General features: G+C 36.8%; 16 protein-coding genes. 5 read left to right on the forward strand and 11 right to left on the reverse strand.

All coding sequences use genetic code 11. From position 1 onward, the window contains the following. Positions 1-13 precede the first annotated feature (13 nt). Genes PWU04_RS09775 through PWU04_RS09785 form a run of 3 tightly spaced genes read right to left on the reverse strand, consistent with a single transcriptional unit; the run spans position 14 to position 2646 of the window. On the reverse strand, positions 14-1510 hold the full coding sequence (locus tag PWU04_RS09775) for a YggN family protein (protein ID WP_274475919.1): 1497 nt from the start codon (positions 1508-1510) through the stop codon (positions 14-16). Between the two features lie 25 nt (positions 1511-1535). Next, the gene (locus tag PWU04_RS09780; protein WP_274475920.1) at positions 1536-2108 is read right to left on the reverse strand and encodes a hypothetical protein; all 573 of its coding nucleotides are present in this window, start codon (positions 2106-2108) and stop codon (positions 1536-1538) included. Next, positions 2092-2646, reverse strand: a complete 555-nt coding sequence (locus PWU04_RS09785; protein ID WP_274475921.1) for an RNA polymerase sigma factor — start codon at positions 2644-2646, stop codon at positions 2092-2094. The genes PWU04_RS09780 and PWU04_RS09785 overlap by 17 nt, the downstream gene beginning before the upstream one ends. Positions 2647-2817: 171 nt before the next feature. On the opposite strand from PWU04_RS09785, the gene PWU04_RS09790 reads away from it, so the two are divergent. Both PWU04_RS09790 and meaB read left to right on the forward strand, forming a co-directional pair. Next, positions 2818-3372, forward strand: a complete 555-nt coding sequence (locus tag PWU04_RS09790; protein WP_274475922.1) for a DUF2911 domain-containing protein — start codon at positions 2818-2820, stop codon at positions 3370-3372. A 2-nt stretch (positions 3373-3374) separates the two neighbouring features. Next, positions 3375-4463 (forward strand): methylmalonyl Co-A mutase-associated GTPase MeaB, encoded by a 1089-nt coding sequence (meaB, locus tag PWU04_RS09795; RefSeq protein ID WP_274475923.1) that lies wholly within the window; start codon positions 3375-3377, stop codon positions 4461-4463. Here the strand turns inward: meaB and PWU04_RS09800 are convergent. Further along, positions 4458-5399 (reverse strand): NAD-dependent epimerase/dehydratase family protein, encoded by a 942-nt coding sequence (locus PWU04_RS09800; RefSeq protein ID WP_274475924.1) that lies wholly within the window; start codon positions 5397-5399, stop codon positions 4458-4460. The two genes, meaB and PWU04_RS09800, sit on opposite strands and share 6 nt — an antisense overlap. 90 nt (positions 5400-5489) lie before the next feature. Here PWU04_RS09800 and PWU04_RS09805 point away from each other — a divergent pair, with 90 nt between their 5' ends. The 3 genes from PWU04_RS09805 to PWU04_RS09815 are packed head-to-tail and all read left to right on the forward strand — an operon-like array spanning position 5490 to position 8444. Beyond that, positions 5490-6206 (forward strand): glycosyltransferase family 2 protein, encoded by a 717-nt coding sequence (locus PWU04_RS09805; RefSeq protein ID WP_274475925.1) that lies wholly within the window; start codon positions 5490-5492, stop codon positions 6204-6206. Continuing rightward, positions 6203-6826: a lipid-A-disaccharide synthase N-terminal domain-containing protein gene (locus PWU04_RS09810; RefSeq protein WP_274475926.1), complete on the forward strand. Its 624-nt coding sequence runs from the start codon at positions 6203-6205 to the stop codon at positions 6824-6826. The genes PWU04_RS09805 and PWU04_RS09810 overlap by 4 nt, the downstream gene beginning before the upstream one ends. Then, positions 6819-8444 (forward strand): ArnT family glycosyltransferase, encoded by a 1626-nt coding sequence (locus PWU04_RS09815; RefSeq protein WP_274475927.1) that lies wholly within the window; start codon positions 6819-6821, stop codon positions 8442-8444. The genes PWU04_RS09810 and PWU04_RS09815 overlap by 8 nt, the downstream gene beginning before the upstream one ends. Here the strand turns inward: PWU04_RS09815 and PWU04_RS09820 are convergent. From PWU04_RS09820 to PWU04_RS09850, 7 genes are all read right to left on the reverse strand, one after another. Then, a complete protein-coding gene (locus PWU04_RS09820; RefSeq protein ID WP_274475928.1) occupies positions 8434-9006 on the reverse strand; it encodes a phosphatase PAP2 family protein in 573 nt (190 codons plus the stop codon). The genes PWU04_RS09815 and PWU04_RS09820 overlap by 11 nt on opposite strands. Before the next feature lie 12 nt (positions 9007-9018). After that, positions 9019-9246: a hypothetical protein gene (locus PWU04_RS09825; RefSeq protein WP_274475929.1), complete on the reverse strand. Its 228-nt coding sequence runs from the start codon at positions 9244-9246 to the stop codon at positions 9019-9021. A gap of 2 nt (positions 9247-9248) precedes the next feature. Next, complete coding sequence (locus PWU04_RS09830; protein ID WP_274475930.1) at positions 9249-10628, reverse strand: MATE family efflux transporter; 1380 nt, start codon at positions 10626-10628, stop codon at positions 9249-9251. Between the two features lie 91 nt (positions 10629-10719). Continuing rightward, positions 10720-11664 (reverse strand): NAD(P)H-dependent flavin oxidoreductase, encoded by a 945-nt coding sequence (locus PWU04_RS09835; protein WP_274475931.1) that lies wholly within the window; start codon positions 11662-11664, stop codon positions 10720-10722. Position 11665: 1 nt separating this feature from the next. After that, positions 11666-13279, reverse strand: a complete 1614-nt coding sequence (locus PWU04_RS09840) for a S8 family serine peptidase (protein ID WP_274475932.1) — start codon at positions 13277-13279, stop codon at positions 11666-11668. A 25-nt stretch (positions 13280-13304) separates the two neighbouring features. Continuing rightward, a complete protein-coding gene (gene mnmA / locus PWU04_RS09845; RefSeq protein WP_274475933.1) occupies positions 13305-14492 on the reverse strand; it encodes a tRNA 2-thiouridine(34) synthase MnmA in 1188 nt (395 codons plus the stop codon). Between the two features lie 72 nt (positions 14493-14564). After that, complete coding sequence (locus PWU04_RS09850) at positions 14565-15266, reverse strand: toxin-antitoxin system YwqK family antitoxin (RefSeq protein WP_274475934.1); 702 nt, start codon at positions 15264-15266, stop codon at positions 14565-14567. Positions 15267-15280 lie beyond the last annotated feature (14 nt).

A 15280-nucleotide genomic window follows, 5' to 3' on the forward strand; every position in this document is an offset into this window, starting at 1 on the left:
TAAAAATACAAAACTATTGCATTTCAATATCGCTAAACTTAGCATTAACTACAATAACTTGATTACTGCTTAAATCGCCATTACTGTATGAAGACACCATAGATTTAGCTTTGTTTTTTGGGTGTTTTAATAAGGTTTTGCTGCCTTTAAATTGAAGATTATAAGTTGTTTTGGGCAACATAATAATGGCTTCACTGTTTTCTAGAACTACATTGATATTAGAAAATCCTTTATTGATTTCCTTTATTTCCAAAACGTCAAAACTACCGTCAATCAAAGCCTGGTTGACTAGCTCCCCTATTTGGATGTTTGATGAGTTGGAATTGAGTAAAATTCGGTTTACCTGATTCAGTCGGGCATCTTTAACATAATTTAGTCGCAATTCTCCCAATCCCCAATTTTCTACTATTACGGGGGAATAGGAAGCATTAATGGACGTGTTTTGTCCATTAATGCTATTAGCAACCAATTTTGCATAATTAAGATTAGCGTTTAGATTGTTTATTACAGAAGCCAATTTTAATTCACCATGTCTTACATTTAGTTTCACCTTGGCATTCTTGGGTATTTTAATTTTAATGGTCTTTTTCACTTTTGAGTCAGACCTTTGATGCATTAATTTTTCAATTTTAACCCGACGTTCGTCCGCCAATTTGGCTCGCTCTCTTTCTCGTTCTTCTCGTTCCTTCTCATGCATCTCTCTTCGTGCTTCCATTTGAGCCTGACGTCCCTCTAACCGTTTTGCATGATCTTCCATTTGTCTTTCATAGCGTTGCTCAATGATTTCCATACGCTTCTCATATTCCTTACCATATTTCTCTTCGAACTTTTTGCTCCATTCTTCCATCTGCTTGCCATACTTTTCATCCCACTCTTTACCAAATTTTTCACCCCAAGCCTCCATTTCCTTTTGGTACTCCTCACCAAATTGATCTTCAAAAGCTTTACTCCATTCCTTTAAATAAACCTCGCCATCTCTTTTATAAGCCTCATAATCAAATTGAATTCGATTAATTCCTTCTGGCAAAGGTGGTAGTGGTGGCATTTCGGGTAATATAGGCATCGCTGGCAACTCTGGAAGTTCAGGCACTTCTACTTGAATTTCTGGAATTTCGGAGAGTTCAAACTTAAGCTCCTGTATTGCGGCAATAACAGCTTCTTGATCATCACCAGCTATACGATACGCCCATGCATTTTTACCTGAACCCATAGTATTTATGGTCACTAAAGTTTGGGAAGCATCAATATCCAAATTCCAGTCCTTAGCGACTTTATTTAGTTCTTCCTGACTCAATGTCTCACTTTCAACAAAGGCTTCAATTTCAACAATATCTTTATTCCAGGTATCAAACTCAATATTACAATAATTAGTATTCAAATCAATAGTAACTTCATCTTCAACATGTATGGACTGTGATACTTTGGTTGCCTTGGTCTGCGCCAAAATAGGCATAGTTAAAAAGCAGGCCAAAAGACACAATACATTGGGTATTTTTATAATTGTTTTCATGTTTAAACTTTTTAAAATTCGGTGATTAAGTGATGTTTTTTGTTTCCTCTTGTTGTGATGAATCTTTTAAGTTCTGTAATTGATCACGTAAACGATAGAGCAAATTCAAACGAAACTTTAAATTATCAATCAGAGCGTTTACCGTTAGCTCATTAGGACCATTTTTGGTAAGCTCTTCCGAGAGTTTTTTATACTCATTGTTAAGCTCTTCCAAGCGTTCCAAATAACCATCAAGAAGTTCTTTGTTCTCAGGAGAAAACTTAACCTTGGACAATTCAAGATTTATACTTGCCAAATAATAATCTTCAACCATTTTAAGCTCTGGAGAAACATCACCCAAAGTTTTAGTTTGTGTTGCAATAGTTCCATTGGTTGATTCTACAACGTTACTACTTGATTGATAACGGAAAACCCAAGCTCCCAAACCAATAAAAATTACTATGGTCGCAGCAATGGCCCACCATGAATTTCTACGTTTACTCTCTAGTGGCAATGAAGCTTCCAGTTTATTTAAAAATCGTTCCTCATGACCTTGAGGCATTCCTCCTTTTTGGAGTTTTGCGTCTTCCTTTAGCATTTGTCTAAGATCTCGTGCCATGTTTTTTCTGTATTAAAAGTTCCTTTAATTTTCGTCTTCCTCGAGAAAGCTGTGTTCGTGATGCTACTTGAGAAATGTTCAGGATTTCCGAAATTTCTTCATGATCGTACCCTTCTACCAAGTAAAGCATTACCACAAACCTGTACTTATCAGGGAGACGCTCTATAGCTGCCTTAACTTCGTCCAAGTTAATAGCATCGTCTACCAACCAATCGTCATCTCTATCTTCAACTACCTTTAGGTGCACCTCATCCAAAGACAATAAATATTGCTTTTTGGACTTTAAAAGATCGATGCTTTTATTGACCACGATTCGTTTTAACCAAGCACCAAAAGTGACTTCTGCTTTATATTGATGCAGTTTTGTGAACGCTTTGATAAATGCTTCCTGAACAACGTCCTCGGCTTCCGCCGAATCCTTAACAAATCGTTGGGCGACAATGTACATGCCATCACAATACTGATTATACAGTTTTAATTGTGCCTTCCGATCGTTTTGTTTACACTGTTCTATAATGTCAATAGCAAGTGAATTCACTTATGGTTTTGGTTGTGTTTTACTTAAAGACGACGCAAAATTGTTGGTGTTGCAAAAAGTTAGTTAAAATTTTCCTGCTTGCCTTTACTTCTAAAAAATAATTGTAGGTTAGTGCTTGAGTACTACCTACTTTTTGAAGTATCTTTACACACTGAAAACCGCTGAAGGATTATGAACAGATTTTTAAAATGGACCATGGCCATCTTGTTCTTGGTCGCTATGGGTGTTTTTTCTTATTCTTATTTTGAGGACCATTTAGTTGCACCTAGGCTGAGTCCGAAAGACACCGTAAAATTTGAATTTAACGATTTGGAAATTGAAGTGTTTTACAACAGGCCATCTAAGCGTGATCGTGACATTTTTGGAGCTTTGGTTCCTTATGGCGACGTATGGCGTACAGGTGCTAATGAAGCGACTACTTTTGAAACCAACCAAGGCTTAAAAATTGGACAGGATTCCCTTTCTGCTGGAAAATATACTTTATGGTCTATTCCTAATGAGGAATCATGGAAAGTAATCTTCAACTCAAAAATGTACCCTTGGGGGGTTGATGAGACCATGCAACCAATGCGTGACCCACAATTTGATGTAATCAATATTGATATTCCTGTTGAACATCTAAACAATCCCGTAGAGCAATTCACTATTGGTTTTGATAATTCTACAAGCTTGATACATTTAACGATGGCTTGGGATAAGACAAAGATAGCTGTACCTCTTGAATAGTTGTGGACGATAAAAAAAGGAAACATAGTGCCCTATCGGAACATGAAGGGATTTCACCACCTGAAATCACTAGCAATGTTTCTATTTCTAACCTGAAAAAGAAACGTCGCCGACAACCAACTACTGAAGATTTAGTAGATGGAATTTTAAGGGGTGATATCACATCTTTAAGTCGTGCCATCACTCTTATTGAAAGTACAAGTGCTAAGCATTTAGAGAAAGCCAATGCTATTATAAAATCCTGTCTGGATCATCCCCATAAATCAGTTAGAATAGGAATTACAGGCGTTCCCGGGGTTGGTAAAAGTACCTTTATTGAAGCTTTTGGGAAGCACCTAACCTCACTTGGAAAGAAAGTTGCTGTACTAGCCGTTGACCCTAGTAGCTCTTTAACTAAGGGCAGCATTTTAGGTGACAAAACCAGGATGGAAGATTTGGTAAAAGATCCTAATGCTTTTATCCGTCCTTCTCCTTCAGGTGACTCTTTAGGGGGAGTAGCTAGAAAAACACGTGAAACGATTATTCTCTGCGAAGCTGCTGGCTACGATACAATCATAATTGAAACTGTTGGTGTAGGCCAAAGTGAAACAGCTGTTCACAGTATGGTTGATTTTTTCCTTTTACTGAAATTGGCTGGTGCAGGTGACGAACTTCAGGGAATAAAGCGAGGCATTATTGAAATGGCTGATGCTATTGCCATTAACAAAGCTGATGGTGATAATATTAAAAGAGCTAAACTTGCAAAAGTGGAATTTAATAGAGCGTTACACCTTTATCCCGAAAAACCATCAGAATGGCATCCTAAGGTAATGCTTTGTAGCGGCTTACAAAATGAAGGGATTAAAGACCTGTGGCAAATTGTCTTGGATTATGTAGACCATACTTCAAAAAACGGATACTTTACACATAACCGTAAGTCCCAAAACAAATTTTGGTTAACACAGACTATAGAAGATCACCTAAAACATGATTTCTTCAATCATCCTAAAATTAGAATAGAATTGGAAAAGCAACTGCAGTTATTGGACGCGAATAAAACATCTCCTTTTGCAGCTGCCGATTATCTTCTTAGCTTAAAAAAGGATTTATAAAAAGCTCTTTTTGTACCACTCCACCTGCTTTTCAACACCTTCAAAAAGCGTTGTCTGCGGATTGTAGTCAAGCAACTTTTTGGCTTTATCAATATTGGCTTTTGTTCTAAACTGATCCCCAGGGCGTTTTGGTACTACATTTATTTTTATCTGTTGCCCCATAACCTTTGCAACAGCATCTATACCTTCTTGAGTGGTATGCTCCTCTTCTGTACCTAGATTTATTACTTCTCCGTTAACTGCATTTTCTTTACCAATAACACTTACAACACCATCAACAATATCGCCTACATAAGTAAAACTTCTCCAGTGCTTATCGCTACCATCAAATAATGGAAAAGCTTCATCGTTAAAACCACAAGCTATAAGTTTAGTGTACATTTTTTCAGGTCTTTCCCTTGGGCCGAACACCGAATACAAACGAAGAGAGCAAGCCTTAAGCTGCTTTTCCCTGCTTTTTTGAAGCACAAGCTGTTCAGCTGCTAATTTGGTCACTCCGTAATGTGATGCTGGTTGAGGCGCCACAGATTCTGGCCAAGTAGCTTCAAGCCCATAAATTGAAGATGTTCCGATATTTACAAACAACTTTAGATTTTTCAGCTTAAGAGCATAGTCTAACAATAACTTTGTAGCTATAATGTTGTTGCTAAAATAATCTTCAAAAGAGCATGTGGCAGAAATACCAGGTTGAGCCGCAAAATGGAAAATATAGTCAAAATCAGTTGGCAGGCTCTCATAAGTTTTAAGCTCTCTTAAATCGGCTTTAATCACAGGAATTCCTTTGCTCTCCAAAGCTGAAGCATTGAGATTCTTTAACTCCTGATTATAGTAGGGAGAGAAATTATCAATTCCTATCACGTCATAACCTATTTCCTTAAGACGCTCTGCAGTATGTGACCCTATAAAACCAGCAGCTCCGGTGACTAATATTTTCATGTTAAAAATGTTTAATACAAAGAAACATTATTTTAATAAACTATTCAATTCTATAAAAAAGAATACTTTTGTATCGCCAATTTTTTACTTATGAATTACAACTTCACCATTATAGTTCCTGTTTATAATGAAGAAGATAATCTTTTGAGGGTAGAACAAGAATTATTGCACTACACGACAATTGCAAAAAGAAACACTAAGATTCTATTTGTCAATGACGGATCGAAAGACAATAGTCAACAAATTATCGAAGATATCTGCAATCGTCATCCACAATTCACTTTTATCAGTTTCAAGGAAAACAGAGGGTTGAGCGCTGCCATAAAAGCAGGTTTTGATTATGCAGATACAGAACTTGTAGGTTACATTGACTCCGACCTTCAAACAGCTCCAGAAGATTTCAATATTCTGTTGGATCATATCGGAGAATTTGATTTAGTTACAGGTGTTAGAGCAGATAGAAAGGATTCGTTTGTAAAAAACATGTCTTCTAAAATAGCTAATGGTATTCGACGTAGTTTTACCCATGATGGCATGGACGATACTGGCTGTCCTTTAAAGATTATAAAAGCAGACTATGCTAAACGTATTCCAATGTTTAAGGGTTTGCACCGATTCCTACCTGCTATGATTTTACTACAGGAAGGAAAAATTAAACAAGTTCCCGTACGGCACTTTCCTAGAATGGCAGGCGAAGCCAAATTTGGACTGTGGAATCGCTTACTTGGTCCTTTAATGGATTGTTTTGCTTACCTATGGATGAAGAAAAAATACATTAACTATTCCGTTGCAAAACAAAGTGAATGAGTAGTTGGGTGATTTACAGCATAGGCTTTATTGCCCAAATTTTATTCTCTTCGCGCTTAATTGTGCAATGGATTACCAGTGAAAAACAAAAAAAGGTTGTTACACCTACCCTATTTTGGTCTTTGAGTCTTTTTGCCTCATTTCTTTTGTTTTTTTACGGTTATTTGAGAGACGATTTTGCTATTATGTTGGGACAATCGTTGACTTATTTTATCTACATCAGGAATTTACAACTTCAAAATCAATGGCATAGATTCCCTAAAGCTGTACGTTGGGGGCTTTTAGTTTTCCCTATCATCCTTGTGATTTATTATTACAATAATAATAGGATAGATATGGAAGCCTTGTTAAAAAATGACGCAATCCCATTTTGGTTATTGGCTTTAGGAATCGTTTCCCAAATTATTTTCACATTGAGGTTTATTTATCAATGGGTTTACTCCGAAAGAAAAAAGGACTCTTCATTACCATTCGGATTTTGGCTTTTAAGTCTAATAGGGTCTGTATTGATTTTGACCTATGCAATATTCAGAAAAGACCCCGTATTATTTGCCGGCCATATTTTAGGCTCAATAGTTTACATAAGAAACTTAATACTTCTAAGAAAACAGCATGCTTAAACGTCTTGAATCATATCCAATTTTAACTATTTGTATTGTTACAGCTCTGATGATGCTTCCTGGATTAAATTCTATCCCGGTGAGTATTATGGAAGCCCGAAACTTTGTAACGGCCAGAGAAATGATTAACGATGGGCATTGGATTTTGACAACCATGAACGGTCTTGCGCGTTATGAAAAACCACCATTACCTACATGGCTAACGGCTTTTTCTTCCATGATTTTTGGAGTAAAAAGTGTTTTTGCCATGCGTTTACCCACTGTGCTTTTTATGATGATAACAGGGGTTTTCATTTTCAAAATCTCTGACTTACTAACTGAAAATCGTTTGCAAAGCCTATTAAACGGGTTTGTTGCCATTACTTCTTTTTATGTTCTGGGAATTACAGTAGAAGCTCCTTGGGATATTTTCACCCATGGTTTTATGTTAGTAGCCATTTATTATACTTTCAATTGGTTACAGACGCATAATAACAACTTAAAAAATGTTTTACTGGCAATTCTGTTTATAGGGTTCTCTTTTTTAAGCAAAGGTCCCGTTTCTCTTTTTGCTTTACTTCTCCCATTTATATTATCGTATGGCATTGTTTATAAATACACTAAACGTTCAATACTTTCCGTAATCGGGATACTTTTATTAGGGATTGCCCTTGGCGCTAGTTGGTTTATTTATGTTAGACTTAAAGACCCTGCTACTTTTACAGCCATAGCACAAAAGGAAACAGGTAACTGGTCAAGCTACAATGTAAGGCCGTTTTATTACTATTGGAGTTTCTTTACCCAAAGCGGCATTTGGACCATTCCGGCTTTTATGAGTTTACTTTACCCCTACTTAAAAAATAGGGTTACCAATAAAAAAGGGTATTTGTTTTCATTTTTATGGACCATCATAGCCGTGATTCTTCTATCCCTTATTCCGGAAAAAAAGTCAAGATATTTAATGCCTGTTTTGTTGCCACTGTCAATCAACATTGGGTTCTATTTAAATTATTTGATTCGTGAATTTAAAGCGTTAAAGGATAAAAGGGAAACTTTGCCTGTATACTTTAATTTTGGCTTAATTGGTACAATAGCTATCGTCGCTCCTTTTCTTATTTATTTTATGCTTAGTGACAAATTGAGTAACCATTGGTTACAATTTGCTTTACTTACAATTGTGAGTTTAATTTGTGGAGTACTATTTTTTTTAAAACTAAAAAAAAAGGAGCTTCTACATGTAATAGTTTTGACCGTTTCTTTTTTTGTTGGATTGGTAGCTACAGGACTACCTCTAGCTGGAATTTTTAAAACGGAAAATTACCGCAGTTTTGATGAAATAAAAACAGATTACAAAAGTCTTGAAATATATGGTTTAGAAGAACCTTCTCCTGAAATCATTTGGTCTTTTGGCGAAAAAATTCAGGCTATCAAAAATGAGGATTCAACAATTAGTCACCCTCATCTTGAAACATTCGGATTACTTAGCTCTGAATACGATTTAAAGAAAAATATAGATTTACTTCAATCAAAGTATCAAATAAAAGAAGTAGGCAGTTTTGATCTTAACACAGCTGCAAGTAACAGCAGAAGCTATAAAACCAGGTTACATAAAAATCTCTATATCTTGACTAGGCGCTAGTAAATTTCACAAAAAGGTATTGAGATAATTTATAAAACATAAGTCCTGATAAACCTCCAAAAATCATCCCACAAAAGATGTCCAATGGGTAATGAACTCCAATATACACCCTGCTGTAAGCCATTAATCCAGCCCAGAACAACATAATAAAAATAAGATAACGGTATTTATCCTGAAGCATTAGCCCTGTGAACACAGCAACTGCCATGGAATTGGATGCATGCCCTGAAAAGAAACCATATCGCCCACCACAGCGAGATTTTACCAAACGCATAATACCGTCGAACTCCTGATTATGGCAAGGACGAAAACGTTTAATTCCGTACTTGAAAGCATTAGTTATTTGATCTGTAAACAAAATCATTAAAGCGACTAAAGCCACAGTTATGAGAAAAGATTTTCTATCCAGCTTTTTATACATCAATAACAACAGAAAAGCGTAAAAAGGAATCCAATTAAACTTTGTTGTATAAAACATCCAAAACCCATCCCAAGTCTCTGTTCCTAGGCCGTTTAAAAATAAAAATAATTCCTTATCGTATTCTACAAAGGTTTCGAGCATTCCTATAATTTATTATTCTTCGTATCGTTCTACCTCCCTATCGTAAAAATCGGTAGCTTGCTGAATTAAATTACCAACTTCAAACTCCAGCTCTTTTTCATCCTGTGCGTCAAAATCTTCAAACCATTCAATCTCATCATCTTCTAGATTGATAATAAACCTTGGGAATTCTGTATGAATAACAAAAATGGCGTTGGGGTGATCTGTATTATCACCTAATATAAATTTAGGTAGCTCCATGCTTATTCTGATTTTTGTAAAATTAATCGTTTTGTTAAATAATTAAACCTGATGAAGAGTAAAATTGCGGCAAAAGTCAATCCTGCCAATAACCCTAACCAAATACCAAAGCTTTTCAACATCTTTTCTTTCCCAAGGAAAAAACTAATTGGAAATCCTACAATCCAATAAGAAATAAAGGTAATGACCGTTGGCATTTTAACATCTTGGAGGCCTCGTAACGCTCCCAATGCGATTACCTGTAAACTATCGCTTATCTGGAAAATTGCAGCTGCAAATAATAAGACTGCAGCGGTTTTTACCACTTCTAAATTATCTGATAGGTTGGCTTTATCACTTAAGTCTACATACAGTTTAGGCAATTGATCGTTTAACAACAAAAACATCAATGCAAATCCTACAGCCAAAATGATTCCTAGTAGGAAAATAGAAACTGCTATTCGCCTCAACTCAGTGTAATTTTGCAGTCCTTTTTGATTCCCTACTCTAATCATGGCTGCTACGCTCAATCCTGTTGCAACCATAAATGTCATGGACGATAGATTCAAGGCTATCTGATTAGCTGCCTGTGGATTTTTCCCTAGTAAACCACTTAACCATACTGCTGCAGTAAAAATACCAACCTCAAAGAACATTTGCATGGCACTGGGTGTACCTAAATTGACCATTTTTCTCAGCATTAGTTTATCAAGCACAAATAACTTAATAGCCATTACATACTTTTTAGTTTTATGGTGACGTTTTAGCAAATACCATAAAAAGATTACCATAACAATTCTGGAAGCCAATGTTCCATAGGCTGCACCAACTATACCTAACTTTGGGAATCCGAGTTTCCCGAAAATAAGTATATAGTTTAAGCCAACATTTATAATATTTCCTAACAATGTAGCATACATAGGATATTTTGTAATGGACATACCATCGCTAAACTGCTTAAATGCCTGGAAAATCACTAAAGGAATAAGTGAAAATGCCACTAAATCCAAATATGGAATTGCCAATTCTACAACCTCCCCAGGCTGCTTCATTAAATACATTAAAGGTTTGGCAAAATAAACAACTAAAAATAGAGCAGCACCTAACACGGTACACAAGAAAAGTCCGTGCTTAAATGCCGACTTACCAGCAATAAAATCTTCTGCAGAATCAGCTTCGGCAACTATTGGAGTAATCGCTGTAGAAAACCCTATCCCTAAAGACATAGCTATAAACATAAAACTATTCCCCAAGGAAACTGCAGCAAGCTCGGCAGTCCCCAATTGTCCTACCATGATATTATCTACAAAGCTAACAAAGGTATGCCCCAACATCCCCAACATAACTGGTGCTGCCAATTGCCAATTGTATTTAAACTCCTTAGTATAGTCTCGAACTTTCATGCAGCAAAAATACTTCTTTGTTTTTGGATTCAGCTTACATAAAAGATACTTTTCCCCCCTTATTAACTATTGCTTTTTCTAAGAAATTACCCTAGAGGGAAGTCACTGTTTCTTTAGCTTCGTTGAATTCTATTATTAAATCCTCAACGATTTGGGCTACAGGTTTTATATCGTGAATAAGTCCGGCTATCTGACCAATTTCTAGCTCACCTTCTTCCATATCACCTTCAAACATACCTCGCTTGGCGCGAGCACGACCTAAAAGCTCTTTCAGTTCATCGACCGTTGGTCCTTTTTTATACAGCTCCTGCACTTCTTGGAAAAACTTGTTTTTCATCATTCGTACAGGCGCTAACTCTTTTAAGGTTAGCTGTGTATCGCCTTCCTTGGCATCGACCACCGCCTTTTTAAACATTTGATGAGCTGAAGACTCCTCACTGGCCACAAAACGACTACCTACCTGAACACCATCTGCTCCCAAAATCATTGCCGCTAACATAGCTTTTCCTGTCGCTATACCTCCTGCAGCAATTAACGGAATCTGTAATTGCTCTCTAACCATTGGAATAAGAGTAAGCGTGGTAGTTTCCTCTCTTCCATTATGCCCGCCTGCTTCAAACCCTTCGGCAACTACTGCATCTACTCCTGCTTCTTGGGCTTTTAATGCAAACTTCACACTACTAACAACATGCACCACGGTAATTCCTTTTTCCTTTAACCACGCTGTCCAAGTTTTAGGATTACCGGCAGATGTAAACACGATCTTTACCTCCTCCTCAACAATAATATCCATGATTTTCTCAATATCGGGATACAACATTGGTACATTCACACCAAATGGTTTATCTGTTGCCTTTTTGCATTTTTGGATATGTTCACGCAACACTTCTGGATACATCGAGCCAGCTCCAATAAGCCCCAATACACCTGAGTTGCTGGCTGCAGATGCCAAACGCCACCCACTATTCCAGATCATTCCGGCTTGAACTATTGGGTATTTTATATTGAAAAGTTGGGTAATTCTATTATTTGTCATTTTACTCTTTTATGAGTTTAAAGGTTTGTGATTGATTAGCTGTTTTAATTTTCGCCAAATATAACCCTTTGGTAAGAAACGACACATCCACTTGCGAATATTGACCGTTCTGAATTGTTTTGTGGACACGCTTTCCCATTACATCAAAAACTTCCAACGAGTATTCCTCCTCACTTTTTGGAAACTGTATATGCACGATATTTTTTAAAGGATTAGGATATAATTTAATATTTCCTTGTTGATTAAAATTGTCTACACCCAATGCAGAATTGAGAGCTATTTGCAAATTTGGAATTCCATAACCCAACATATTATCAGGCATACTATACTGTGTTGCCGATTCCCTAACCAATTGCATAATTTCAACATTATCGAGGTTTGGCAACGCCTGCCACAAACAAACCACTCCCCCCGCTAAAATTGGAGAACTGAAAGAGGTTCCGTTTAAGGTCGTAATATTATCATCGGGACCTATTACATAACTTGATTGTCCTTGAGCAACTACATCTGGTTTTTGGGTTGGCTGATCACTACTTCCCAAAGAACTGAACGATGCGTAATTACCACTGGCATCTACAGCACCAACTGACAATACTCCTTCAGCATCAGCTGGAGCTCCCACTATACTCCAAGTGTTATTCCCTGAATTACCTGCAGAATTAACCAATAACATGCCCTTTTCAAATGCAATGTTTGCGCCTTTGGTTATAAAGGCTGTATTGCCATTCATATCAGCAGGGGTGTAACTGTAATCAGAATTATCATAAACAGTATAACCCAAAGACGTATTAATTACATCCACACCTAAACTATCGGCACGTTCGGCTGCTTCTACCCAATAACTTTCCTCAACAGGATTTTCGGAAGTAGCATCTTCAGTTCTAAATAAGTAATAGGTTGCATCTGGCGCAGTGCCAACATATTGATTCTCCACATAACCAGACATCGTACTTAATACCCAAGTGCCGTGATTACTTGTGGTGTTGGCATAAATATTAGAAGTAGCATCAACAAAATCATAACCTCCCATTAGATTCCCATCATTTCTTAGCCGCTCAAAACCATCCATAGTGTCTACATTAGGGAAACCTGCATCCATTACAGCAACAATCATACCTGAGCCTGTATAGTCTAAAAGATGTAATTGATCTCCGTTGAACATTTGAATTTGATTAAGGGCATTCCCATAATTGAAATCGGTTAAGGTGTTTTCTAAATCCCATTTATTCTGAATCTGCTCAGTCCGTGAAGTTGTATTCAAACTGTGATTGGCATAAACTATGCTGTCTACAAAAACTAGAGATTCCAAAGCTAAAATATCAGCCTGATTTCCCCTAACGTGAACAGCATTAAACCACTTGGATTTAGCCATTACTAAAATTCCCGTTTGGGCTTTTAATTGGGAAATATAGGATTCGTTAACCGGAACATCGCGAACATCGATAAGTACCCCATGAGCATTTTTTCTATCGATTGCCTGTTGGGTCAATATGATTATCGGATTTGCTAATGCCTGAGATACATTTTCTTTATCCGTTAAATATACCCAAGCATCTTCCTGTGAGAATCCAGCACTGGAAGACATTAAAATAAAAAGTAAAAACAGTTTTTTCATAGCCTTGGTATAATTCCGTGAAAAGTTACGAAATTACACCTGAACCTACTAATTCATCATTAAGGTACCAAGCTACAAACTGCCCTTCTGTAATTGCCGATTGAGGATTATCAAATTCAACAAAAAGTCCATTCTCCACTTTATGAAGCATTGCACTTTCTAGAGTTTGTCTATAGCGAATTCGCGCTTTTACAGGCATCGACTCTCCTTCGTTAAGCGCCAAGTCTTCACGAACCCAATGTAATTCATCATTTGTTACAAATAGTGCTCGTCTTAACAATCCTGGATGGGTTTTACCTTGGCCCGTATAAATTACATTCTCCTGAACATCTGTATCAATTACAAATAATGGTTCTGGAGTCCCTCCTACAGCTAGTCCTTTACGCTGACCTTTAGTAAAATAATGAGCTCCTTGATGTTTCCCTACTATTTTTCCTTGCTCTTTTTGGTAAGAATATTTTTTGGCAAGATAATTAAGTTCGTCTACTTTATTTTCGAATTGCGGTACCTCTCCATTGTATACAGAATCGGTCTGGTCTATTTCTACGATTACACCTTCCTTTGGTTTTAATTGCTGTTGAAGAAACTCTGGTAATCTCACCTTTCCAATGAAACACAAGCCTTGGGAATCTTTTTTATCAGCAGTAACCAAATCAAGTTTCGATGCAATTTCACGTACTTCTGGTTTTGTCAACTCCCCTATTGGAAACAACGCTTTAGATAATTGATCCTGCGACAACTGACAAAGAAAATACGATTGATCTTTATTATTATCCACTCCAGCCAAAAGCTGATGGATTTCTTTACCATCTTTTTCGATGGTTGCTTTACGACAATAGTGACCCGTAGCAACGAAATCCGCACCAAGCCCCATTGCTATTTTCATAAACACGTCGAACTTAATCTCACGATTACAAAGCACATCTGGGTTTGGTGTTCTTCCTTTCTCATATTCATTGAACATATAATCTACAATACGTTCTTTGTACTGCTCGCTCAAATCCACGGTTTGAAATGGAATACCCAACTTTTCAGCTACCAGCATCGCATCGTTACTATCGTCCAACCAAGGGCATTCGTTGGAAATGGTTACAGAGTCATCGTGCCAGTTCTTCATAAACAGACCAATGACCTCGTATCCTTGCTCTTTAAGCAAATAAGCTGCTACACTGGAGTCTACACCTCCAGAAAGTCCTACTATTACGCGTTTCATGCTGCAAAATTAAAAAATAAAAAGGCAACTCTTTCAAGTTGCCATAGTAAATCCTTATATATCAATAAGCTGTTATTTCTTTTTCTTAGATGACTTTGGCTTGTATGAAAAATCTTTTTCCTCCTTCAGTTTTCCGTCTTCGTAATACTTCCAGATGCCGTGCTTCTTATTGTTCTTGTACTGCCCTTCTATCATTAGCTTTCCTGCTTTGTCATAATATTTTGCAGATCCATGCAATCCTCCATCAACATAATTGTACTCTTTAAAAAGAGTTCCATCTTCAGCATGCCAAGTACATATACCGTTTAGGACACCTTCTTTGTAATGTTCAACTTGAGCCAATTGTCCGTTTTCATAAAAAACTTCTCTTTTACCCTCCAATTGTCCCGCATAGTTATAGTGTTCCTTTATCATTAATACATCTGAATTTTTATGGAAAAACACCCATTCACCGATATATGCCTTACCGCTCATTTCCCCTTTACTGATAACCTTTCCATTAGAAGCTAAAAAGGTCACCTTTGATGTATTATTTTTATCATTGAACACTTTAGTGGCCGTTAAAACAGCCTTGCCATCTATGTTCTTATAAAATTTAAATGTTCCCACTTCCTTACCGTGGACAAACTGACCTTCATAACGTAGAACCTTAGTTTTATCGAAATTTTTACGCCAAACCCCGTGACGATTACCATTAGAATCAAATTGATTAATGTCTTGCCCAATGGCAAAAATTGAATAGAAAGAAAGAAAAAAAGCTACTAAATATTTCATAAATAATTTTTTAA

The organism is Mangrovimonas aestuarii (assembly GCF_028767185.1).
In the GTDB taxonomy this organism is placed as follows: domain Bacteria; phylum Bacteroidota; class Bacteroidia; order Flavobacteriales; family Flavobacteriaceae; genus Mangrovimonas_B; species Mangrovimonas_B aestuarii.